Below are 22,143 nucleotides of genomic sequence, written 5' to 3'. Positions count from 1 at the left end.
CACTTGCCGGGTGCGCTCACGCAAATTTGACTCAGATCAGAGAGCGCAGGCAGCGCCCGTGCAAAACAGCGGTCATCAACTGAACCAAAGGCAGAACAATGACCAATAAACTCGCCGCTTTGACCCTCTCCACCGCGCTGGTCGCGCTGGCTGGCCCCGCACTCGCCCAATCGCAAGGTGACTGGACCGTTGGTTTCGGTGTCGGCTACCTGGACCCTAAATCTGACAACGGAACGCTGGCCGGATTTGACGCGGAGGTCGACGACGACACCCGTCCGATCTTTACCGTCGAATACTTCATCCGAGACAACCTGGGTATCGAATTGCTGGCCTCCACGCCGTTCGAACACGATATCACCTTGGGTGGCAGCACCGACGCCGGCAGCACCAAGCACCTGCCCCCCACCTTGTCGCTGAACTACCACTTCCCGACCAACAGCGCGTGGAAGCCCTATGTCGGCGCGGGCCTCAACTACACTATCTTCTTCGAAGAAAGCTCTCCGCTGGGCGACCTGGAACTGGACAACTCGTTCGGTTTGTCGCTTCAGGCTGGTTTGGACTATCAGATCACTGAACAAGGCGCTGTCCGTTTGAATGTGCGTTGGTTCGATATCGACTCGGACGTCAAACTGAACGGTGCCGATATCGGTACCGCGGAAATCGATCCTTGGCTGGTCGGCGTATCCTACGTCCATCGCTTCTGATCCTTTGATCGAAACGCCCCGCAGTTCCCTCGGCTGCGGGGCGATTTCTTACCCCAGTATTTCGCCCATCAATTCCCGACCGATCAGCATGCGGCGGATTTCGCTGGTCCCGGCCCCGATCTCCATCAGCTTGGCATCCCGGAAGATCCGGCTGACCGGAGCGTCCGACAAGAACCCCGCCCCGCCCATCGCCTGCACGGCCTGATGCGCCTGCGTCATCGCCGCCTCAGAGGCATAGAGACAGCACGCAGCCGCGTCTTGACGAGTCACATCCCCACGGTCACACGCCTTGGCGACCTCATACACGTAAGCACGGGCCGAGTTCATCGCAGTGTACATATCTGCGATCTTGCCCTGCATCAGTTGGAACATGCCGATGGGTTTGCCGAACTGCTTGCGCTCGGCCAGATAGGGCATGATTTCATCCAGACAGGCGGCCATGATGCCGGTTCCGATCCCGGCCAGCACGACACGTTCGTAGTCGAGCCCGGACATCAGAACGGCAACACCCTTGCCCTCTTCGCCCAGAACATTCTCAAACGGTACTTCTACGTCTTCAAAGATCAGTTCTGCGGTGTTGGACCCACGCATCCCAAGCTTGTCGAAATGGGGTGAGGTCGAGAATCCCGTCATCTCTTTCTCGATCAGAAACGCGGTGATCCCTTTCGATCCCGCATCCGGGTCGGTCTTGGCATAGACGACCAGAGTATCCGCATCCGGCCCATTGGTGATCCAATACTTGTTCCCGTTCAGGCGGTAATGATCATTGCGCTTCTCGGCGCGCAGCTTCATCGAAACCACATCCGATCCAGCCGAGGGTTCGGACATCGCAAGCGCGCCCACATGTTCGCCCGAGATCAGGCGCGGCAGGTATTTCTGCTTTTGCTCTTCCGTGCCGTTCAGCTTGATCTGGTTCACGCAGAGGTTGGAATGCGCACCATAGGATAGCGAGACCGAGGCCGAGGCCCGCGCGATCTCCTCAATCGCGATGGTATGGGCCAGATAAGACATGCCAGCGCCACCATATTCCTCGGGCACGGTCACGCCCAACAGGCCCAGCGCGCCCATCTCGGTCCAAAGCTCATTGGGGAACGCGTTCGACGCATCGACCTCGGCCGCCATCGGCTTGACCCGCTCCTGCGCCCAACGATGCACCATCTCGCGCAGCGCATTCACGTCCTCGCCCAGATCGAATTGCATACTCGCCATGAACATTGACGCTCTCCTCTCAGCATTAATGAACAAGTGTTCAATAACTGGATACCAGCGAATCTGCGGCGGGTCAATCATTCCGGGCACGCCGAACCCAACACGCAAAACGCCGCCCGAACCGGGGCGGCGTTTCCCAAAAATCAAGCGTGCGCTGCAGGCGCACTCAATTGGATCACGATTGGTAGACGGCTCCGACCTCAGCCCGGATGATACGGGCGATCAGCTGGCAGTCTTCCAGCGAAAAGGTCAAAGGTACGCGCATATCCATTATCCCCGCCAGAACCCGGTCCGAGGCAGGCATCCGCTCACTCTCGGCATAGCGCCAACTGTCATAGCGTGAGGTAAACCCGGTGGGCTCCGCGCCACCGAACCATTTCAGCTCGACCCCGCGACTGGCGCAGCGGCTGATCACCTCAGCAATCCGCTCTGGCAGCCAGTCGAGCAACAGGAACTGGATCGAGGACCCAACATAGGTCTCCGCCTCGGGGCGCTCGACCATCGTCAGGCCGGGCGTTCCCCGCAGACCGTCTTCAATGGCCTGATACCGTTCGTTCCACCGGCCAACCTGCCGATCCAAATCCCGTAGCTGAGGGCGCAAAATCGCAGCGCGCAAATTATCCATACGGCCCGAAACGTTCGGCGTGGTGTACTTGATCCGCTCAAACACCTCTGGCCCCGGCGCAGCCAGATGCCGCTCGTAGAGCATGTAGGACCCCGACAGCATTGTGGCTTTGGCCGCAAGTTCCTCATCATCGGTAACCAGCAGACCACCCTCGCCCGAGTTCACATGCTTATAGGTCTGGCACGAATAACACCCGATGGCTCCTTGCCGACCCGAGAGTTGCCCGCGCCACGCGGCCCCCATCGTATGGGCGCAGTCCTCGATCACGACAACGCCTGCCGCATTGCAGAGCTGTATCAACCGGTCCATGTCGCACAGATGGCCACGCATATGGCTGAGCATCAGAACCCGCGCCTGATTCAGCTTGGCCTCCAGATCCTCCAGATCAATGGTCAGGTTTTCGGTCACGCCCACAAAAACCGGTTTGGCCCCGACCGAAGCAATCGCCCCCGGCACAGGGGCCAGTGTGAACGCGTTGGTCAAAACCGGCTCGCCGGGCTGCACACCCACGGCCCGCAAGGCAGTCGCCAAAGCATAGCCACCCGACGACACGGCAAGACAATATTTTGCCCCCGTCTGTGCCGCGAATTCCTGCTCCAGCAGCGCAGTCTCGCCCAATTCGCCAGGCACGACGTTGTAGCGATGCAAACGTCCGTGCCGCAGAACGGCCAGAGCGGCCTCGACCGCCTCGTCCGGGATGGGTTCTTGTTGGGTGAAGCTGCCGGTGAATGTCTCTGTCATAGGCTAGTTCTGGGGCTCCATCCGGTCCGGGTCAAGGGATCAAGCCGCCGCACCGATTAACTCAGCCACAAGATCGGGCAGATCGTCGAAATGATGCAGCAGCGCCTCGGGCTCCAAAGCGGCCATATCGTCGCCAGAGGGCCCGAAAGTAACCAGAACCGAAGGCACCCCGGCCGCTTTCGCGGTATTGCGGTCGGTATCGGAATCCCCGATCAGAACGCACAGGTCCGGATGCCCACCTGCACGCCGCGCGGCCTCGCGCAGCGGCTCGGGGTCAGGTTTGCGCACCGGCAGAGTGTCCGCCCCGACCAACGAGGCGAAGTGATCCATCACACCCATCTGGCTGAGTAATTGATACGCCAAACGCTCAGGCTTGTTGGTGCAGATCCCAACGCCATAGCCTGCGGCTTTCAGGGCCTCTACCGCCTCCAAAGCGCCGGGGTAGAACTGAGTGTGGGTGTCAATGTCCTGCGCGTAGGCCTCAAGCAACACCGGGTAATACGCATCGACCGTGCCTTCATCATAGGCCCCGACGCGCTTCAATCCGTGCGTCAGCATCATGCGCCCGCCACGCACGGCGATGCCCGCATCCTGGCCGTGAACCAGAACATCCCCATGCCCCATCACGCGAAAACAATGGTTTGCAGCGGCCAGCAAATCGCCTGAGGTATCCGCCAAAGTGCCGTCCAGATCGAAGATGACCGTGCGCATTGCGCCTCCTTGCTCGGCAGGTTTCCGCCATGTCCTGTTGCAATCGGCAATCTTGTTTGATGGCCGAACGGCTTGCGCCTTTGCCCTCAGCGGATAAAACGGACGGCAACAAAACACAAAGAGAAAACGATTTCATGACCACTGCCCTTGTCATCCTTGCCGCCGGGAAAGGCACCAGGATGAATTCGGACATCCCCAAAGTCCTGCACCCGATCGCTCAGGTTCCGATGCTGGTTCACGCAATGCGCGCCGGTTCGGTGCTGTCGCCCGAGCGCACCGTGATTGTCACGGGCCACAGGGCGGAGGCCGTCGCCAAGGTCGCACAGGCCGAGGATGCGGCCGCACAGATCGCAGTGCAAGAAGAGCAACTAGGCACCGCCCATGCCGTCGCGCAGGCGCGCGATGCGTTAGAGGGGTTCGATGGAGATGTCGTGGTCCTATACGGCGACACACCGTTCCTTCAATCCGACACACTCGAGCGGATGATCGAAGCGCGAGCGCAGAATGATTTGGTGATTCTAGGCTTTGAAGCAGCCGACCCGGCCCGCTATGGCCGACTGGTGATGAACGGGGATACTTTGGAGCGGATCGTCGAGTTCAAGGACGCCTCTGACGAAGAACGCGCGATCACCTTCTGCAATTCCGGCCTGCTGGCCTGCAACGCGGCCACCCTGATGTCCCTGATTGACGCCGTAAGCAACGACAACGCTTCAGGCGAATACTACCTGACGGATGTGGTCGAAATCGCCCGCTCCCGCGATCTGAGCGTGACCGCGGTTGCCTGTGACGAGGCGCAGACGCTGGGCGTGAACTCTCGCGCAGATCTGGCCGCAGCGGATGCGGTGTTTCAGACCCAAGCACGGGCCGAGTTGCTGGACTTGGGGGTCACGCTGATGGCCCCGGAAACGGTCTACCTTGCCGCCGATACGGTGATCGGGCGCGATACGGTGATCGAACCAAATGTGGTCTTCGGCCCCGGCGTGACCGTCGAAAGCGGCGCAACGATCCGGGCGTTTTCGCATCTGGAGGGCTGCCATGTCAGCCGAGGGGCCATCATCGGTCCCTACGCCCGCTTGCGCCCCGGCGCGGAACTGGCGGAAAACGCGCGCATCGGCAATTTCGTCGAGATCAAGAATGCCGAGATCGCCGAGGGCGCAAAGGTCAATCACCTCAGCTACATCGGGGATGCCTCGGTCGGGGCGGGTTCGAATATCGGTGCGGGGACGATTACCTGCAACTATGACGGCGTGATGAAACACAAGACCACGATTGGTGAGGGTGTCTTTATTGGCTCCAACACCATGCTCGTAGCCCCCGTTAGCGTAGGCGATGGTGCAATGACGGCAACCGGTACGGTCGTGACCAAAGACGTGGAAGCCGAGGCGCTGGCCGTCGCGCGCGCCAAGCAGGAGAACAAGCCCGGCTACGCCCGCAAATTGTTTGATATGTTAAAGGCGAAAAAGGCTCGCCGCGATAAAGAGGCCTGAGTTTATGTGCGGAATTGTAGGTGTATTGGGACAGCATGAGGCTGCCCCCATTTTGGTCGAAGCCCTGAAACGGCTGGAATATCGCGGCTATGACAGCGCCGGGATTGCGACTGTCAACGATGGCGCTTTGGGGCGCCGACGTGCTGTCGGCAAACTGGTGAACCTGAGCGACCTTCTGGTCCACGATCCCCTGCCCGGCAAATCTGGGATTGGGCACACCCGTTGGGCGACGCACGGCGCGCCCTCGGTCACCAACGCGCATCCGCACAAAGCTGGGCCTGTCGCAGTCGTCCATAACGGCATTGTCGAGAATTACCGCGAACTGCGCGCCGAGCTGGCCGAACATGGTGTGGATTTCGTGACTGAGACCGACACTGAAACCGTGGCCCTGATGGCCGCGCATTACCTGAATACTGGTCTGTCCCCAGTCGAAGCGGCCTTCAAGACCATCGACCAGCTGGAAGGCGCATTTGCGCTGGCCTTCCTGTTCGATGGTCAGGGCGACCTAATTGTGGCCGCGCGCAAAGGCTCTCCGCTGGCGATCGGCCATGGAGAGGGTGAGATGTATGTGGGTTCAGACGCGATTGCCCTGGCTCCGCTGACAAAAAAGATCACCTATCTTGAAGAAGGCGACCGCGCCGTTCTGACCCGCACTTCGCTGGAGATACGCACCGAGGCCGGTGAACTGGCCAATCGCGAGATGCGCAAGATCAAGCTGGATACGGCCCGCGCCGACAAGGGCGAACACAAGCACTTCATGGCCAAGGAAATCGCCGAGCAACCGGTGGTCGTGGCCGAGGCGATCCGCTCATACCTGCCCACCGGCGGTGACCGCGTGGTTCTACCCGAGACCGATCTGGATTTCACCAAGCTGGACCGCCTGACCATGGTCGCCTGCGGCACGGCCTTCTATGCCTGCCTGACGGCGAAATACTGGTTCGAGCAGTTGGCGAAAATGCCGGTCGAGGTCGATATCGCCAGTGAATTCCGCTATCGCGAACCTCCGATCACTGACCGCACGCTCGCCTTGTTCGTCAGCCAGTCGGGCGAAACCGCCGATACGCTGGCCGCGCTGCGCTATTGCGAGGGTAAGGCCGACAAGATCGTTTCGGTCGTCAATGTTCCAGAAAGCTCGATTGCGCGGGAAAGCGATATCGCCCTACCCATCCATGCGGGGGTTGAGATCGGCGTCGCCTCGACCAAGGCCTTCACTTGCCAGCTGAGCGTGCTGCTGATGCTGGCGCTGAAAGCTGCGGCAGATCGTGGAACCCTGAGCGATGAAGAATTGGCCGATCACGCCTCCGCCCTGCGCGGCTTGCCCTCGGTCCTGAACGCCGCTTTGGATCAGAACCGCGCCATCCGCAAATCCGCCCAGCGCCTGTCCGAGGCGCGTGACGTGCTGTTCCTGGGCCGTGGCCTAATGTACCCGCTGGCGATGGAAGGCGCGCTGAAACTGAAGGAAATCAGCTACATCCATGCCGAAGGTTATGCGTCGGGTGAGTTGAAACACGGCCCCATCGCGTTGATCGACAAGCATATGCCCGTGGTGGTCATGGCCCCGCGCGACGCCGTTTTCGACAAGACCGTCTCGAACATGCAAGAGGTGATGGCGCGCAAGGGCAAGGTGATCCTTGTCTCGGACGATGACGGCATCGTTGAGGCTGGCGATGATGTCTGGAGCACGATCCGCATGCCCCATATCCACACGAACCTAACCCCGATCCTCTACTCGGTTCCGGCGCAGTTGCTAGCCTATCACACAGCTGTCGCCAAGGGGACGGATGTGGACCAGCCGCGTAACCTCGCGAAATCTGTGACTGTGGAGTAAGGCATGGCCAAGCAATTCCCCCATCTGGACGATGCGCATCAGAAATTCATCAACGAGCAGCACATGTTTTTCGTGGGCAGCGCTGGGGTTGAGGGGCGGGTCAATATCTCACCCAAGGGCATGGATTCACTGCGTGTTCTGGGCCCAAACCGGATTGCTTGGATGAACCTGACCGGCAGCGGTAATGAGACCGCAGGACATTTGCTTGACGTCAACCGGATGACCCTGATGTGGTGTTCCTTCACCACCCGCCCGCTGATCCTGCGCACCTATGGCACCGCACGCACCCTGCATGCGGGGGATGATGGTTGGGACGAACTGGCAGGCCACTTCCCCAACCACCGCAGCGCGCGGCAGATCTATGACCTCAGCATTGATCTGGTGCAGACCTCTTGCGGCTATGCGGTTCCTTTCATGGAGTTCCAGTCGGATCGCGACACGATGAAAAAATGGGTCGACGGCAAATCGGATGACGATATCCGCGCCTATTGGGTCGAGAAGAACCAGCAAACGATTGACGGCAAGCCCACCGGCGTTCCGGTCTAGATCATGCTTGCCCCCTATCTGGATCAGATCAAGGCCCATGCCGACGCCGAGCGCGCGGAACAGGTCGCGGCCTATCACAAGGCCGAGCGTCCCTATCTGGGCGTCGCCGTCCCCGTTCTCAACGATCTGACCAAAGCCTGGCGCAAGGAATTGTCGGTTGCTGAGCGCGTCACCCTCGCGGATGCGCTCTGGCAGACCAACATTCACGAGGCGCGTGTCGCGGCCTCTAAACTGCTGACACAAGCCCGGATTCGCCCGGATGAAGATGTCTGGGCCTTGTTGCAAAGCTGGGTGCCCGATTTCGACGCATGGGCCATCGCCGACCACGCCTGCACCGCCATCCAGAAACGCCTGAGCGCCGATCCCACTCGGCTGGATCAGGTCGAAACATGGACCAGATCAGACCACATGTGGACCCGCCGCGCCGCTCTGGTCTCGACCCTGCCCTGGACCAAACAGAACCACCCCAAACCCGAAGATCTGGCGCGCCGAGATCACATCCTCGGATGGGCTGCAGGCTATGTGCCCGATCGGAACTGGTTCATCCAGAAATCCATTGCGTGGTGGCTGCGGGAACTCTCCAAACATGATCCGGATCGGGTCGTGGCTTTCCTGGACGCGCATGGCGGCGCGATGAAACCCTTTGCCCGGCGCGAGGCTGGCAAATACCTGAAAAGTTAGAGCGTTTCGGGTTAGCCTTGTGACACGAATACCCTGCCACGCTTTCAGCGTTCTCGGGACATTCGTGTCACTTGATCATTCAGGTAAAACCCGAGAACGCCTTAGTTCGCATAGACCTCGACCTCGACCAACTGATCGAACGGCACCAGCAATGCACGCATGGCATCCAGTGACAAACGGCTGCCACCCGTCTCGGGGCCCGAGGCCGGAACCAGTGTGATGTAAGCCTGCGCCCCGGTTTTCGGCACAACAACCCGCGCGGTCACCTCGGAATCGACCAAAGGCGTCTGCATCCAGCGGCCCGGAGTCGACGGATCGCCCAAACCGGCAATAGTGGTCTTGGCCCCGGTCCAGTTCGCTGTCGCGGTTGCGGGCTGGATATAGGCCGAGCTTTCCGCCTCGGCAGGTGCGGTCTCTATAGCAGCAGGTGTTACCTCAGCAGCCTCATCGCGCCCCAACAAACGATCCGTTGTCGAACGAACGGTATCGCACCCGACCAGCAAAACGCAGGATATCACAAGCAGTTCTCTCATACTCCGAACCTACTCCCCCTCAGGCAGCTGTACCAGACCAAAGCACAGTTCACTCTTGTCGTGGGACTGTTCCAGCTTTACCTATACCGCATGACTGCTCCGCTGATTGATCCTTTCGCCCGTGCCATCACGTATCTGCGCGTGTCGGTAACCGACCGCTGCGACTTTCGCTGCGTCTATTGCATGTCCGAGAACATGACCTTTCTGCCCAAGAAAGAGCTACTGACGCTGGAAGAGCTGGACCGCATGTGTTCCACCTTCGTGAATATGGGCGTTGAGAAACTGCGCATCACCGGTGGTGAGCCGCTCGTGCGTCGCAATATCATGACGTTCTTCAACTCCATGACCCGTCATCTGGAAAGCGGCGCGCTGAAAGAGCTGACGCTGACAACCAATGGCTCACAGCTGGCGCGTTTTGCCGATGACCTCTACGCGGCGGGTGTGCGGCGGGTGAATATCTCGCTGGACACGCTGGACGAGGACAAATTCGCAGCCGTTACGCGGTGGGGGCGTCTGAAACAGGTTCTGAACGGGATTGATGCGGCGCAAAAGGCGGGTTTGCGGGTCAAGATCAACGCGGTGGCGCTGAAGGGCTTCAACGAACCCGAATTGCCCCAGATCACCGAATGGTGCGCCGAGCGCGACATGGACCTGACCTGGATCGAGGTCATGCCGATGGGCGATATCGGCAACGAAGACCGTCTGGATCAGTACTGGTCGCTGAAAGATGTGCGCAAGGAATACGAACACCACTATAGCGTGACCGATCTTGCCGAACGCTCTGGCGGACCGGCGCGCTATGTCCGGCTTGAGGAAACGGGCCAGAAGATCGGCTTTATCACCCCGCTGTCCCATAACTTCTGCGAAAGCTGCAACCGCGTGCGCCTGACCTGCACCGGTGAGCTTTACATGTGCCTGGGTCAGGAGGACATGGCCGACCTGCGCGCCCCGCTGCGCGATTACCCGGACACGGAAAAACCCTTGGAAGAGGCGATCCGCGCCGCGATCAACCTCAAGCCCAAAGGCCATGACTTCGACTATTCCCGTCAGGCCGTCGATGGCCAGATGAGCCGCCACATGAGCCACACAGGCGGCTGACATGCCCGGCTCTGACGTTCGTCCGACGCTGCTGTACAAGCTGTACTGCGGCGTCACCTCTCTCGTGCAGCCCTTGGCCTGGCGGACCGTGCGCAAAAAGCTGCAGACGGCCGAGGTCTCGGACCAGCGCCAACAGGAGCGGTTGGGCTATGCCAGCCTCGACCGCCCCGCGGGACAATTGATCTGGTTTCACGCCGCGAGCGTCGGCGAAAGCCTTTCGGTGCTTAGCCTGATCCACCGGCTTGGCGAGCGCCTGCCTCAAGCCGAGTTCCTGATCACCTCCGGCACGCCCACCTCAGCGACTCTGATTGCCAAGCGACTTCCCCCTCGCACCCGACATCAGTTTCCACCCTTGGATAGCGCCGGGCCTGTGCGACGGTTTCTGGACCACTGGGCGCCAGATGCTGCCATACTTGTAGAAAGTGAAATCTGGCCCCGCCTGATCGTCGAGACGGCTGGACGCGGCACACCTTTGTGTCTCCTGAACGCACGCTTATCCGACAAGTCCGTGGCGGGGTGGCAAAAGCGGCCCGATACGGCGCGCTTCATCCTGGACCACTTCACGCTGTTTCTGACGCAGAATGACAAAACGGCCAAGAACCTGATCGCCATCGGAGCGGACCCACAGCGCGTCCAACCCGGCACAAACCTCAAGGCAATGTCCGACCCTCTGCCGGTGGATCAAACCACGCTGGCGGATGTCAAGGGCCATATCGGCGATCGACCCGTCTGGATCGCCAGTTCGACCCATGCAGGCGAAGAGGAAACGGTTTTGGCCGCCCACAAAGCTCTGTTGAAACAGTACCCGGACTTGCTGCTGCTGCTGATACCGCGACACCCGGAACGGCGCGAGGAGGTCGCGACCCTCCTGACCAAGGCCAAACTCACATCGGTTTTCCGAACCAAGATCGACCCGATCACCAATGAGACAAAGGTCTACGTAGCCGATACCCTTGGCGAAACCGGCATATGGTACGCGCTTTGTCCAATTGTCTTTCTCGGCGGGTCTTTGAGAGAGATCGGCGGCCACAACCCGTTCGAACCCGCCCAAGCCGGGGCTGCCGTCATAACCGGTCCGGGCTACTTCAATTTTGCCGAAACTTTCGCACCCCTGATCGAAACCGGCGGAGCCGTTCAGGTTGACACTGCCGAAGATCTGGAGAAGGCCGTAAACAACTGGCTATCCAACGACGCAGCCCTGACCCAAGCTCGCGCTGCCGCCCGCGCCTGCGTCTCAACCCAAAAAGACGCGTTGCAAAACGTGATCGAAACGCTCTGCACCACACTCAGCCTAGAGCCAAAGAATCCTTCTTCATCTGGCTGAAAATATCCCGGTGGTGTGGGGGCAGAGCCCACACCCTCTCCATCAGGCCGCAGGCATCCGCTGTTCGACAATCTCGGCCCACCAGCTGCACCCGGCTGGAATGGCCTCATCGTTGAAATTGTACTCAGGGTGATGGACCATGGCCGTGTCGCCATTGCCCACGAGGATATAGGCGCCCGGACGTTCTTCCAGCATAAAGGCAAAGTCCTCGCCGCCCATGACCAGAGGGGCCTCTTCGCAAGCACCAGACACCGATCGTGCGACGTCAGCCGCAAACTCGGTCTGCTCGTCGCTGTTCACCATAACCGGATAGCCGCGGATATAGGTGACCTCTGCCGTGCCACCAAAGGTCGCCGCTACACCGTTGCAGATCTCGTTGATCCGCTTCTCGGCCAGATCACGCATCTCCTTGCTCATGGTGCGCACGGTGCCTTTGATCTGAACCGACTGCGGGATCACGTTGAAGGCCTTCGACGAGGTCTCGAACGAGGTGACCGACACAACCACCTGATCAACCGGATCCGCATTGCGCGAGGCAATCGTCTGCAGCGCTAGCACCGCCTGCGCCGTCATCACGGTGGTATCAACCGTCTCCTGCGGTTTCGCCGCATGACCGCCGCGCCCTTCAAACGTGATGTCGAATTGATCGGTCGCTGCAAAGAACGACCCCGGACGGATCGAGAAGCTGCCGACCGGTTTGCCCGGCCAATTGTGCATCCCGTAGACCTCCTGAATATTCCAGCGGTCCATCATGCCGTCTTCACACATTTCGCGACCACCGCCGCCGCCTTCTTCGGCGGGCTGGAAGATTACAACCACGGTGCCATCGAAATTGCGGGTTTCCGACAGGTACTTTGCCGCCCCAAGCAGCATCGCGGTATGACCATCATGGCCACAGGCATGCATCGCGCCGGGCGTTTTCGAGGCATAGTCCAGACCCGTCGCCTCGAGGATCGGCAAAGCGTCCATATCCGCGCGCAGACCGATCACCTTGCCTTTGCTGTCCGACTTGCCCTTGATCACGCCGACAACGCCTGTGCGGCCAATACCGGTGACAACCTCATCGCAGCCGAACTCTGCCAGCTTTTCGGCCACCAGAGCGCTGGTGCGGTGGGTTTCAAAGAGGATTTCGGGGTTTTCGTGCAGGTCGCGTCGCCATGTGGTGATCTCGTCCTGCAATTCCGCAAAGCGGTTTTTGACTGGCATATCTTGTCTCTCCTAAATCATTCGGCCGGCATCCGGCGTTCCACCATCTCAGCGAACCAGCTACAACCGGCAGGTATGGCATCATCATCGAAATTGTATTCCGGGTGGTGACACATGGCAGTGTCTCCGTTCCCTAGAAAGATGTAGGCTCCGGGCCGTTCTTCAAGCATGTAGGCGAAATCTTCCGACGGCATGATCGGATCTGTGCCGTCATTCACCTTTCCGGCCACGGCTGCGGCGGCCTCGGCGGCATAGCTAGTCTCGGCCTCGGAGTTTACCGTCACCGGATAGCCCGGCGTCCATTCTACCTTGGCGGACGCGTCAAAGGCCGAGGCTGTATCTTCTGCAATTCGGCGAAGACGCTGTTCCGCGATCGCGCGGTACTCGGGGTCAAGCGTTCGTACCGTGCCTTTCAGACGGACCGTATGCGCAATCACGTTTGAGGCCACGCTGTCCGTCTCGAACGTACCCACCGTCAGAACAACTCGTTTGATCGGATCGACAGTGCGGGCCACAACGGATTGCAAAGACACAACAATATGTGATGCGACAAGCGTTGTATCCACCGCCTCATGCGGGGCTGCCGCGTGGCCACCCTTGCCGGTGACGGTAATTTCGAACTCGTCCGACGAGGCCAGCAGGGCTCCGGGCCGGATCGCAAATTCACCAACCGGCAGGCCGGGCATGTTGTGCATGCCGTAGACTTCCTGAATGCCCCAGCGCTCCATCAACCCGTCCTGACACATGGCGAGACCTCCGGCGCCGCCCTCCTCGGCCGGTTGAAAAATCAGCACGGCGGTGCCATCGAAATTCCGCGTCTCGGCCAGATACTGCGCAGCCCCAAGCAGCATCGAGGTGTGCCCGTCATGCCCACACGCATGCATCTTGCCCGGAACGGTCGAGGCATAGTCCAAACCCGTCGCCTCTTCGATCGGCAGAGCGTCCATATCTGCGCGCAATCCGATCACCCGACCCTTAGTGTCCGAGCGGCCCTTGATCACGGCCACAACACCTGTCTTGCCGACGCCTTCGGTAATCTCATCGACACCGAAGGCCTTCAGCCGCTCAACAACAAAGGCGGCGGTCTCGTGAACGTCATACATCAGTTCGGGATGAGCATGCAGATGTCGGCGCCACTTGGTGATCTCTGCCTGCATTTCGGCAAGTCTGTTTTTCACCGGCATTTTGGACCTCCTCGGGATCAGGTAGACAGTTTCTCGACCAGCCGCTGCATGAATGCATGGCCCGCTTCGAACTGCGCGACCGAGATGAACTCGTTCGGTTGATGTGCCTGCGCAATGTTACCGGGGCCGCAAATGACTGCGGAATAACCTGCTTCCTGAAACTGCCCCGCCTCGGTGCCATAGCTGACCACGTGGCTAGCATTGTCGCCGGTCAGGGCGCGTACCAGAGCTTCGGCCTCACCATCCTTTTCGGGAACCAAACCGGGAATCGAGAAATTCTCGGAGATTTCGATCCGCGCTTCGGGGTGGACGGCCTGCATCCGCGCCTCGACCGCGCGCACCTGTTCGAAATAGGCATCGCGCCATGCGGCTTTGCTTTCATCCGGAACGGTGCGGAAATCCAGCATGAAGTGGCAATCCTTGGCCGTGATGTTATGCGCAGTGCCGCCTTCGATCATGCCTACATGGACAGTAGTCCAAGGCGGATCGAACACCGCAGCGGTTCCGCTGGGCGTGGCCGCCTGATTGCGGGTGTTCTGTTCATTCGCCCAATTGATCAGCGGCGCGGCCTCCATGATGGCATTCACGCCTGTGTGCATGATCGAGCTATGAACCTCGAACCCGACCATATGCGTGTCATAGCCGAAACCGCCCTTGTGGCCGGTGACGGCCTGCATTGTCGAAGGCTCGCCCACGATTACGGCCGAGCCTTTTGGCAGCACTTTGTTCATCGCCTCGATCATTGGCGGAGCGCCCGTGCATCCGACCTCTTCATCGAAGCTCAGAGCCAGTTGCAAGGGGCGCTTGAGACCCGCATCGCGCGCCTCAATCAGTGCCCAGATCGCCAGCGCGTCAAAACCCTTCATGTCGCAGGTGCCGCGTCCGTAGTACTTGCCGTCCTTCTCGGTGACAATGAACGGATCCGTGTCCCAGGGCTGTCCGTCCACCGGAACGACATCGGTGTGACCCGAGAGGACAACGCCCCCCTCCTCCCACGGGCCGACATGCGCAAAAATCGCCGCCTTGTGCGGCTGATCCGGGTCCGGCCAGCGATGGGCCTCGATACCGTGTTCGTTCAGGTAACCTTCGACCCAGTCCACCAGCGGCAAGTTTGTGTCACGGCTTACAGTCGGGAATGAGATCAGTTTGGTCATGATCTCAAGCGGCGTCAGACGCTGTGGCATATGTGTTAGTACCCGCTATCCGTGGTCAGGATGAAATGGCCCGGCTCAACCTCGTTGTAATTCGACGGTTCTGGCGCGTATCCAATTGGATGAATGGGCGACGGGATCGGCTTGAAATTCAAGTCTTTTTCCGATTTTCGTTTGTTCGGGTCCGCGATTGGAACCGCCTTCATCAGCGCCTGCGTATACGGGTGCTGCGGGTTCTCAAATACTCTTGCGCGCGGTCCCAATTCGACAATCCGGCCCAGGTACATAACGCCCACATGGTGGCTGACCCGCTCGACAACGGCCATGTCGTGACTGATGAACAGGTAAGACAGGCTCAGCTCGGATTGCAGCTCCATCATCAGGTTCAGCACCTGCGCCTGCACCGACACGTCCAGCGCCGAGACCGCCTCATCCGCGATGATCAGTTTCGGGTTCAAGGCCAACGCGCGGGCGATTGCGATCCGTTGGCGCTGGCCGCCGGACATCTCATGTGGGAAACGGCGCATGAAGCTGCGCGGCAGTTGCACCTTGTCGAACAGCTGCGCAACGCGATCTTGCAGTTCCGACCCCGAGGCCACGCCGTAGTTGCGCATCGGTTCGGCCACTTGGTCGATCAACTGCATCTGCGGATTGAGCGAGGCAAACGGATCCTGAAAGATCATCTGCATATCCAGCCGCGCCTTGCGCAGACCGGATTGGTCCAGCTTCATGATATCAACGCCGTCCAGATTGACCTCACCCGCCATCGGCTCGACCAATCGCAGGATCGAGCGCCCGGCCGAAGACTTGCCGCACCCCGATTCGCCAACGAGGCTGAGCGTCTGCCCTTTGTTCAGCGTGAACGAGACATCCTCAACAGCATGAACGTTTGAGATCGTCCGGCGCAGCAAACCGCCTTTGACTGGGAAACGCGTGGTCAGGTTCTTGACCGTCAGCAACGTCTCTTCCGTGCCGGGAATCGGAGCGATATTTTGCCCCTCGACGCCAAGCAGCTTCATCGGTTCCGGCGCGGCCTTCCCCTGCATCTCACCCAGTTTCGGTACCGCAGCCAGCAGCGCCTTAGTGTAGTCATGCTGCGGGTTCTCGAAAATTTCGGTGACCGGGCCCTCTTCGACCTTGTTGCCACGGAACATGACTACAACGCGGTCAGCCATCTGTGCCACAACGGCCATGTCATGGGTAATGAACATCACCGCGGTGCCCGTTTCCCGTTTCAAGCGGTCCATCAGGGCCAGAATCTCAGCCTGAATCGTCACGTCCAATGCGGTCGTCGGTTCGTCCGCGATCAGCAGACGCGGCTCGCACGCCATCGCCATTGCGATCACCACGCGCTGGCGCATACCGCCTGAAAGCTCGTGCGGGTACTGCTTCAACCGGCGCTCGGGTTCGGGGATTCGCACCTGGCGCAGAAGCTCCAAAGCGCGCTCTTCGGCCTGCGTCTTGGACATGTCCTTGTGAATGCGCAGCCCTTCGGTCAGTTGCCGTCCGACGGTGAAAACCGGGTTCAGGGCCGTCATCGGCTCCTGAAAGATCATTCCGATCTCATTGCCGCGAATCTGTTTCATCAGATCTTGATCGGCATCAGCCAGGTCCATCTCGGCCCCGTCGCGGCGGTCAAACAGCAGCTCGCCACCGGCGATTTCGCCTCCGCCGAATTCGACAAGACGCATCAGAGACAGCGAGGAAACCGATTTGCCCGAGCCCGATTCGCCAACAATACAAACCGTTTCGCCCGGGTTTACCTCGAACGAGACGTTCTCAACGCCCACGACTGGGCCGTCTTTCGTCTGAAACTCCACCCTCAGTTTTTTGATCTGGGCAATTGGTTGATCCAGCACGCGCGCGCTCCCTTTTGGGTCGTTTTGTTTTTATGGATGCCGAACGCTAAGGCGGTGAGCCAGGAAAAGTCAAACGCAATGCACGATTTCGTGACGGCAAGGCTTGCAATTTTCCTAAGTTCTGTTTCGATACCCGCGTAACCGACAACCAGCGAAGGCAGAAATCGCGTTGCGCGAAATGCAATTGCTATTTCTAACAATGCCTTAGCCAATAGTCGGCAACGCCAAATCCGCAGGCATTGCGGAGATAATCGAGACACGCAAGTGTCCAATTCGGGAGTGACTTATGAAGATCAAAACCCTTTTGCTTGGTGCGATTGCAAGCACGGCGATGGCCCCAGCGGCCTTTGCCGAGCGCGGATCGGACGGCAATGTCAGCATCATTTATTGGCAGGCTCCGTCAATCATGAACCCGTTTCTGTCGGGTGGCACAAAAGATGTTGAGGCAGCCTCGCTGGTTATCGAACCGCTTGCACGCTACGACCAAGACGGGAACATGGTGCCGTATCTGGCTGCTGAAATCCCGACCGTTGAAAATGGCGGCGTCAGCGAAGACCTGACCACCATTACCTGGAAAATTGCGCCTGGCCTCACATGGTCGGACGGTACTCCGTTCACCTCGGCCGACGTGGTCTTTACCGCAAACTACTGCATGGACCCCGAAGGCGGTTGTGCTCAGGTGACCAAGTTTGAAGGCGTCACCGATGTCGAAGCTGTCGATGACCTAACCGTAAAGGTAACGTTCGACGCACCGACCCCCTTCCCCTACGGACCGTTTGTGGGTGGTGAAAGCCCTATCATTCAGGCCGCTCAGTTCGCTGACTGCATGGGCGCAAAAGCCCCTGAATGTACAGATCAGAACTTCAACCCAATCGGCACTGGCCCGTTTGTCGTCACCGAGTTCAAGCCGAACGACGTGATCACATTTGCCGCCAACGACAACTACCGTGACCCGGCCAAGCCGGCATTTGCCAGCGTGACCTTCAAAGGTGGCGGCGACGCAACTGCTGCTGGCCGTGCGGTTATGGAAACCGGCGAGTTTGACTATGCCTGGAACCTGCAGCTGGCCCCAGAGGTCATCGCGCAGATGCAGGAAGGTGGCAAAGGTACTCCGGTCGCAGGCTTTGGCCCGCTGGTCGAGCGTATCATGCTGAACCAGACCAACCCGTCGCCCGACCTGCCGGAAGGTGAGCGCTCGACAGCCGCGCATCCGCACCCATTCCTGCAGGATCCGGCCGTTTACAAAGCCATGTCCATGGCCATTGACCGCCCGCTGCTGGTGGAAATCGGCTACGGTCAGGCTGGCAAGGTGACCTGTAACTGGGTTCCGGCTCCGGCTGCGTTTAGCTCGACCTCGATGAGCTGTGACACGCAGGATATCGAAGGCGCTAAAAAGCTGCTGGATGACGCAGGCATCGTTGATACCGATGGCGACGGCATTCGTGAAAAAGACGGTGTGCCGCTGAAAATCGTCTACCAGACCTCGACCAACGCTGTGCGTCAGGACTTCCAGGCACTGATCAAGGAATGGTGGAGCCAGATCGGCATCGAATCCGAACTGCGCAACATCAACGCATCGGTCTTCTTCGGTGGTGACCCTGGTTCGCCTGACACCTTCCAGAAGTTCTATGCCGACGTTGAGATGTACGCCAACACCTTCAACGGCACCGACCCGCAGTCCTATCTGGGCAACGGTCTTTGCGACAAGGCACCGAAGCCAGAATCGCAGTGGCAGGGTGAGAACATCAGCCGCTTCTGCAACGAAGAGTTTGACGCCTTGCACGCCAAACTGGCTGAAACCGCGGGTCTGGAAGCCCGTGCGGAGATCGCCAAGCAGCTGAACGACATCATGGTTCAAAACGGCGGTATGATTCCGCTGGTGCACCGTGGCCGTCTGTCGGCGCATGCAAACACCCTGGGTGGTGTTGTCCTGAACGTTTGGGACAGCGAGCTGTGGAACATTGCGGACTGGTACCGCAAGACCGGTTCCTAAGCGTTAATCTTGCAATATCGCGCCCCGATCTTTATCGGGGCGCGGTCATTTGCAGACCACTCCAACAAAAAGACGCATCAACAAAGGCGCCTTTGAATGCTCAACTTTACCATCAGACGACTGGTGCTGGCCGTACCCACGCTGCTGTTCATCAGCCTCGTCATCTTCCTGCTGCTCGAGCTTGCCCCAGGCGACCCGATGGCACAGGTTCCCCTCACCGTCCCCCCCGAAGTCAAAGAGAAGATGCGCGAGGCGTTAGGCCTTGGCCAGCCGATGCATATCCGGTTCTGGAAATGGATCGTGCAATTCTTCTGGATCGAACCGCAGGTTCTGATCGACCATATGTTTGGCACCACCTTCTCAGAAGGTGACCTGCGTGTGATTTCGTGGCAGACCCGCTCGCCCGTCATGGACATCGTCGTTCAGCGTATCCCGCAGACCCTGTGGGTGGTTGGCACCGCCTATGTGGTTGCTATCCTGATCGCCCTGCCCATCGGCATCTATTCCGCATACCGCCAGTATTCCTGGTTCGACCAGATGGGTACCTTCGTGTCGATGGTCGGCTTCTCGGTCCCGCCCTTCTTCTCGGGCGTGCTGGTGATCGTGATCTTCTCGGTCCAGCTGGGCTGGTTCCCATCGATCTATGACACGACTCACGTGGTGAATAGCTGGGATAGCTTCGTCGTACAGCTGAAACAGATGATCATGCCGGTCATGGTGCTGGCGCTGCAGATCACGGCGCAGTTGAGCCGCTTCATGCGCGCTTCAATGCTGGACAACCTCAACCAAGATTACGTTCGTACCGCCCGCGCCAAAGGGCTGAGCGAATACACGGTTGTGATGGTCCATGTCCTACGCAACTCGATGATCCCGGTGGTTACCGTTATTGCGCTGGGTATTCCGGCCATCTTCGGCGGCGCAATCATCACCGAGCAGGTTTTCAAGGTGAACGGTATCGGCCAGTTGCTGATCGGCGCGATTCAAGCCAACGACCTGCCGATGGTGCAGACGCTGACCTTCATCTTTGCCGTGTTGATCGTTCTGTTCAACCTGATCGCTGACGTTCTGTACGGCATTCTGGACCCGAGGATTCGCTATGACTGATACCGACAAATCAGACACGCTGGTCCCCGACGAAGGACTGGCCCCCGCTTCAACCGCATTGCCGACTGCGGGCGTGATGGACGACCTGGCCACCCCACCCCGCAGCCAGTGGCGCGATGTGTGGGATCAGTTCAAAACGCACAAAGGCGCGATGATCGGAGCGATCCTGTTCATCTTCATCGTCGCAGGTGTGTATTTGGGGCCGTACCTCTGGAGCATCGACCCAACCCAAATCGACATCCGGTCGCGTAATCAGGGCCCCAGCTGGGCGCACCCTTTCGGCACAGATCAGCTGGGCCGGGATATTCTGGCGCGGATGATGTCGGGGGGGCAGACCTCGGTCTCGGTGGGCATCACGGCTATGTTGCTGGCGTTGTTTTTGGGGTCGTTCATTGGTGTGATCGCAGGCTTCTTCAAACGCCTCGACGGGCCGTTGATGCGACTGACCGACCTGTTCCTCGCACTCCCCCTGCTACCGCTGCTGCTGGTCATGATGCTGCTGTTCCGCGAGCCTCTGTCCGCCGCATTCGGGCTGGAGCGTGGAATTTTCATCCTGATCGTCTGCGCCATCGGCATCACCTCATGGATGCCCACGGCCCGGATCGTACGCGGCGACGTGTTGGCCATCAAAGAGCGTGAATTCGTTCTGGCCGCACGCTCCATCGGCACCAGCAACCGGCAGATCATCACGCGACACATCCTGCCAAACGTGCTGTCTCCGATCATGGTGTCGGCAACGCTGGGGATTGCGACGGCGATCATCACCGAAAGCGCGCTGTCCTTCCTCGGGCTCGGCTTCCCACCGGACTTCCCGACTTGGGGCCGCTTGTTGTTTGATGGCGTCGACTATCTGCAGCAATACCCCGAGCGTGTGTTCTGGCCCGGCCTTGCGATCTCGCTGACTGTTCTCAGCGTGAACTATCTGGGCGATGGCTTGCGTGATGCGCTGGATCCGCGCATTCGCGGCCGGTGACAAAACTCAGTCGGCGCGCTTCAGCGCGCCGGCACAGACCACGATAAGCACCGCAAGCGGCAGCAAGACACCAAACGCCATCCGCAGCGACAGCAACTCGGCCAGAAACCCGATCAGCGGCGGTCCGATCAACAGCCCCCCATATCCTAGCGTCGCGACACTGGCGATAGCCTGTCCCGGTGGGGTGTTTGGATCGTTGGCGGCCCGGCTGAACGCCAAGGGCATGATCACCGCATAACCGACCCCCATCAGCGTGAACCCAACCAGCGCCAATGGCGCAGCACCGGCAGACACCACGCAGAACACCCCTATCGCAGCAAAGACACCACCACCCCTCGCCGCTGCGACCGGGCCGACGCGCGCGATGAGGAAGCCGCCTGCCAAACGACACACCACCATTGCTACCGAAAAAACAGCATATCCCAAGGCTGCGACGCTCTCAGCGGCCCCAGTAACGTCGCGCAGGAAAAGGGCGCTCCAATCTGCGACCGCACCTTCCCCCAACGCACCGCATAGCGCGGTGAAACCAACGAGGATCAACACCCCGGACGGGAATGCAAACACGGCACCTTGAGACTGCTCCGCGCGGCGCGACGTCCATCGCACCCATGACATAGCCAGAGCCAAGGCGACAACAACACCCCCCGCAACCAGGAAATGCTGCAGAACAGTCGCATCCAACTGAACCGCTGCAAATCCACTGACCGCCCCGAGGCCGGCACCAAGGCTCCACATCGCATGAAACGAGGACATGAGCGGTTTGTCGAAGGCCTGCTCTACCTCGGCTGCCCAAGCGTTCATCGCCACGTCCATCGAGCCATGAAAGGCACCGAACAGAAACAGGAACGCCGCAAGCATGGTGAAGCTGTCGGCCAGCGCCAGCAAAACCAGCGAAAAGGTGTACAGCACCGCGATGATCCGCGTGATCGATACGGCCCCAAACCGGTCGGTCAATCGCCCGGTCACCGGGAAGGAGCAGACGGCACCCGCTGCCATGAACAAAAGACCATAGCCAAGCTCTTCATGGCTGAGGTTCAGATGATCGCGCACCGCCGGGATGCGAGAGGCCCAGATACCGAACAGGGCACCATTCAGCGCGAACATCGCGGTGACGGCGCGCCACGCAGCAACGACACTGATCATATTAAAGCTCCGCTTGTTTGATGCGCTTCGCCGGCTACTAGTA

General features: G+C 59.7%; 19 protein-coding genes. 10 read left to right on the top strand and 9 right to left on the bottom strand.

Annotation, left to right across the window (positions count from 1 at the left end; all coding sequences use genetic code 11):
• Positions 1–98: 98 nt before the first annotated feature.
• On the top strand, positions 99–704 hold the full coding sequence (locus ACR0B5_RS01965) for an OmpW/AlkL family protein (protein ID WP_170375109.1): 606 nt from the start codon (positions 99–101) through the stop codon (positions 702–704).
• Positions 705–752: 48 nt separating this feature from the next.
• Here ACR0B5_RS01965 and ACR0B5_RS01960 read toward each other — a convergent pair whose 3' ends face one another.
• From ACR0B5_RS01960 to ACR0B5_RS01950, 3 genes are all read right to left on the bottom strand, one after another.
• Positions 753–1,919 carry an isovaleryl-CoA dehydrogenase gene (locus tag ACR0B5_RS01960; RefSeq protein ID WP_480538063.1) on the bottom strand — a complete coding sequence of 389 codons (1,167 nt, stop codon included), beginning with the start codon at positions 1,917–1,919 and terminating at the stop codon, positions 753–755.
• Positions 1,920–2,088: 169 nt separating this feature from the next.
• Positions 2,089–3,279 carry a DegT/DnrJ/EryC1/StrS family aminotransferase gene (locus ACR0B5_RS01955; protein ID WP_480538061.1) on the bottom strand — a complete coding sequence of 397 codons (1,191 nt, stop codon included), beginning with the start codon at positions 3,277–3,279 and terminating at the stop codon, positions 2,089–2,091.
• Between the two features lie 39 nt (positions 3,280–3,318).
• Positions 3,319–3,990 carry an HAD-IA family hydrolase gene (locus ACR0B5_RS01950; protein WP_480538059.1) on the bottom strand — a complete coding sequence of 224 codons (672 nt, stop codon included), beginning with the start codon at positions 3,988–3,990 and terminating at the stop codon, positions 3,319–3,321.
• A gap of 134 nt (positions 3,991–4,124) precedes the next feature.
• Between ACR0B5_RS01950 and glmU the strand changes: the two genes are divergently transcribed.
• The 4 genes from glmU to ACR0B5_RS01930 are packed head-to-tail and all read left to right on the top strand — an operon-like array spanning position 4,125 to position 8,532.
• A complete protein-coding gene (gene glmU, locus ACR0B5_RS01945; RefSeq protein WP_480538057.1) occupies positions 4,125–5,477 on the top strand; it encodes a bifunctional UDP-N-acetylglucosamine diphosphorylase/glucosamine-1-phosphate N-acetyltransferase GlmU in 1,353 nt (450 codons plus the stop codon).
• 4 nt (positions 5,478–5,481) lie between these two features.
• The gene (gene glmS, locus ACR0B5_RS01940) at positions 5,482–7,305 is read left to right on the top strand and encodes a glutamine--fructose-6-phosphate transaminase (isomerizing) (protein ID WP_480538055.1); all 1,824 of its coding nucleotides are present in this window, start codon (positions 5,482–5,484) and stop codon (positions 7,303–7,305) included.
• Between the two features lie 3 nt (positions 7,306–7,308).
• Positions 7,309–7,851, top strand: a complete 543-nt coding sequence (locus ACR0B5_RS01935) for a pyridoxamine 5'-phosphate oxidase family protein (protein WP_480538053.1) — start codon at positions 7,309–7,311, stop codon at positions 7,849–7,851.
• A 3-nt stretch (positions 7,852–7,854) separates the two neighbouring features.
• Positions 7,855–8,532, top strand: a complete 678-nt coding sequence (locus ACR0B5_RS01930; RefSeq protein WP_480538051.1) for a DNA alkylation repair protein — start codon at positions 7,855–7,857, stop codon at positions 8,530–8,532.
• A gap of 101 nt (positions 8,533–8,633) precedes the next feature.
• Here the strand turns inward: ACR0B5_RS01930 and ACR0B5_RS01925 are convergent, their stop codons facing one another.
• Positions 8,634–9,065: a hypothetical protein gene (locus ACR0B5_RS01925; protein ID WP_480538049.1), complete on the bottom strand. Its 432-nt coding sequence runs from the start codon at positions 9,063–9,065 to the stop codon at positions 8,634–8,636.
• A 90-nt stretch (positions 9,066–9,155) separates the two neighbouring features.
• On the opposite strand from ACR0B5_RS01925, the gene moaA reads away from it, so the two are divergent.
• Complete coding sequence (gene moaA / locus ACR0B5_RS01920; RefSeq protein WP_480538047.1) at positions 9,156–10,163, top strand: GTP 3',8-cyclase MoaA; 1,008 nt, start codon at positions 9,156–9,158, stop codon at positions 10,161–10,163.
• A 1-nt stretch (position 10,164) separates the two neighbouring features.
• The gene (locus ACR0B5_RS01915; protein WP_480538045.1) at positions 10,165–11,487 is read left to right on the top strand and encodes a 3-deoxy-D-manno-octulosonic acid transferase; all 1,323 of its coding nucleotides are present in this window, start codon (positions 10,165–10,167) and stop codon (positions 11,485–11,487) included.
• A gap of 42 nt (positions 11,488–11,529) precedes the next feature.
• Here the strand turns inward: ACR0B5_RS01915 and ACR0B5_RS01910 are convergent, their stop codons facing one another.
• From ACR0B5_RS01910 to ACR0B5_RS01895, 4 genes are read right to left on the bottom strand one after another with little or no spacing between them, the layout of a single operon-like run.
• Positions 11,530–12,693, bottom strand: a complete 1,164-nt coding sequence (locus ACR0B5_RS01910; RefSeq protein ID WP_480538043.1) for a M20 aminoacylase family protein — start codon at positions 12,691–12,693, stop codon at positions 11,530–11,532.
• 17 nt (positions 12,694–12,710) lie between these two features.
• Positions 12,711–13,877, bottom strand: coding sequence for a M20 aminoacylase family protein (locus ACR0B5_RS01905; protein ID WP_480538041.1), 1,167 nt, complete (start codon positions 13,875–13,877; stop codon positions 12,711–12,713).
• 17 nt (positions 13,878–13,894) lie between these two features.
• Positions 13,895–15,061, bottom strand: coding sequence for an acetylornithine deacetylase (argE, locus tag ACR0B5_RS01900; protein ID WP_480538039.1), 1,167 nt, complete (start codon positions 15,059–15,061; stop codon positions 13,895–13,897).
• 5 nt (positions 15,062–15,066) lie between these two features.
• Positions 15,067–16,887 (bottom strand): ABC transporter ATP-binding protein, encoded by a 1,821-nt coding sequence (locus tag ACR0B5_RS01895; RefSeq protein ID WP_480538037.1) that lies wholly within the window; start codon positions 16,885–16,887, stop codon positions 15,067–15,069.
• A 286-nt stretch (positions 16,888–17,173) separates the two neighbouring features.
• Here ACR0B5_RS01895 and ACR0B5_RS01890 point away from each other — a divergent pair, with 286 nt between their 5' ends.
• The 3 genes from ACR0B5_RS01890 to ACR0B5_RS01880 all read left to right on the top strand — a co-directional run bounded on the left by ACR0B5_RS01890 (position 17,174) and on the right by ACR0B5_RS01880 (position 20,957).
• Positions 17,174–18,880, top strand: coding sequence for a peptide ABC transporter substrate-binding protein (locus ACR0B5_RS01890; protein WP_170375081.1), 1,707 nt, complete (start codon positions 17,174–17,176; stop codon positions 18,878–18,880).
• Between the two features lie 96 nt (positions 18,881–18,976).
• Positions 18,977–19,984 carry an ABC transporter permease gene (locus ACR0B5_RS01885; RefSeq protein ID WP_170375080.1) on the top strand — a complete coding sequence of 336 codons (1,008 nt, stop codon included), beginning with the start codon at positions 18,977–18,979 and terminating at the stop codon, positions 19,982–19,984.
• Positions 19,977–20,957 (top strand): ABC transporter permease, encoded by a 981-nt coding sequence (locus ACR0B5_RS01880; RefSeq protein WP_170375078.1) that lies wholly within the window; start codon positions 19,977–19,979, stop codon positions 20,955–20,957. The genes ACR0B5_RS01885 and ACR0B5_RS01880 overlap by 8 nt, the downstream gene beginning before the upstream one ends.
• Before the next feature lie 6 nt (positions 20,958–20,963).
• Here ACR0B5_RS01880 and ACR0B5_RS01875 read toward each other — a convergent pair whose 3' ends face one another.
• Positions 20,964–22,100, bottom strand: a complete 1,137-nt coding sequence (locus tag ACR0B5_RS01875; protein ID WP_170719084.1) for an MFS transporter — start codon at positions 22,098–22,100, stop codon at positions 20,964–20,966.
• Positions 22,101–22,143: the final 43 nt, after the last annotated feature.

The organism is Ruegeria sp. AG1 (assembly GCF_056541705.1).
Note: the sequence above shows the minus strand (reverse complement) of the source record. Positions and strands in the feature narration are given on the sequence as shown.

Bases quoted from the DNA above. Each gene is read 5' to 3' on its own strand.
- argE (WP_480538039.1), bottom strand. From the start codon at position 15,061: ATGCCACAGCGTCTGACGCCGCTTGAGATCATGACCAAACTGATCTCA.
- ACR0B5_RS01910 (WP_480538043.1), bottom strand. From the start codon at position 12,693: ATGCCAGTCAAAAACCGCTTTGCGGAATTGCAGGACGAGATCACCACA.
- moaA (WP_480538047.1), top strand. From the start codon at position 9,156: ATGACTGCTCCGCTGATTGATCCTTTCGCCCGTGCCATCACGTATCTG.
- ACR0B5_RS01930 (WP_480538051.1), top strand. From the start codon at position 7,855: ATGCTTGCCCCCTATCTGGATCAGATCAAGGCCCATGCCGACGCCGAG.
- ACR0B5_RS01955 (WP_480538061.1), bottom strand. From the start codon at position 3,279: ATGACAGAGACATTCACCGGCAGCTTCACCCAACAAGAACCCATCCCG.
- ACR0B5_RS01885 (WP_170375080.1), top strand. From the start codon at position 18,977: ATGCTCAACTTTACCATCAGACGACTGGTGCTGGCCGTACCCACGCTG.
- ACR0B5_RS01935 (WP_480538053.1), top strand. From the start codon at position 7,309: ATGGCCAAGCAATTCCCCCATCTGGACGATGCGCATCAGAAATTCATC.
- ACR0B5_RS01890 (WP_170375081.1), top strand. From the start codon at position 17,174: ATGAAGATCAAAACCCTTTTGCTTGGTGCGATTGCAAGCACGGCGATG.
- glmU (WP_480538057.1), top strand. From the start codon at position 4,125: ATGACCACTGCCCTTGTCATCCTTGCCGCCGGGAAAGGCACCAGGATG.
- glmS (WP_480538055.1), top strand. From the start codon at position 5,482: ATGTGCGGAATTGTAGGTGTATTGGGACAGCATGAGGCTGCCCCCATT.
- ACR0B5_RS01960 (WP_480538063.1), bottom strand. From the start codon at position 1,919: ATGTTCATGGCGAGTATGCAATTCGATCTGGGCGAGGACGTGAATGCG.
- ACR0B5_RS01880 (WP_170375078.1), top strand. From the start codon at position 19,977: ATGACTGATACCGACAAATCAGACACGCTGGTCCCCGACGAAGGACTG.
- ACR0B5_RS01925 (WP_480538049.1), bottom strand. From the start codon at position 9,065: ATGAGAGAACTGCTTGTGATATCCTGCGTTTTGCTGGTCGGGTGCGAT.
- ACR0B5_RS01905 (WP_480538041.1), bottom strand. From the start codon at position 13,877: ATGCCGGTGAAAAACAGACTTGCCGAAATGCAGGCAGAGATCACCAAG.
- ACR0B5_RS01965 (WP_170375109.1), top strand. From the start codon at position 99: ATGACCAATAAACTCGCCGCTTTGACCCTCTCCACCGCGCTGGTCGCG.
- ACR0B5_RS01950 (WP_480538059.1), bottom strand. From the start codon at position 3,990: ATGCGCACGGTCATCTTCGATCTGGACGGCACTTTGGCGGATACCTCA.
- ACR0B5_RS01875 (WP_170719084.1), bottom strand. From the start codon at position 22,100: ATGATCAGTGTCGTTGCTGCGTGGCGCGCCGTCACCGCGATGTTCGCG.
- ACR0B5_RS01915 (WP_480538045.1), top strand. From the start codon at position 10,165: ATGCCCGGCTCTGACGTTCGTCCGACGCTGCTGTACAAGCTGTACTGC.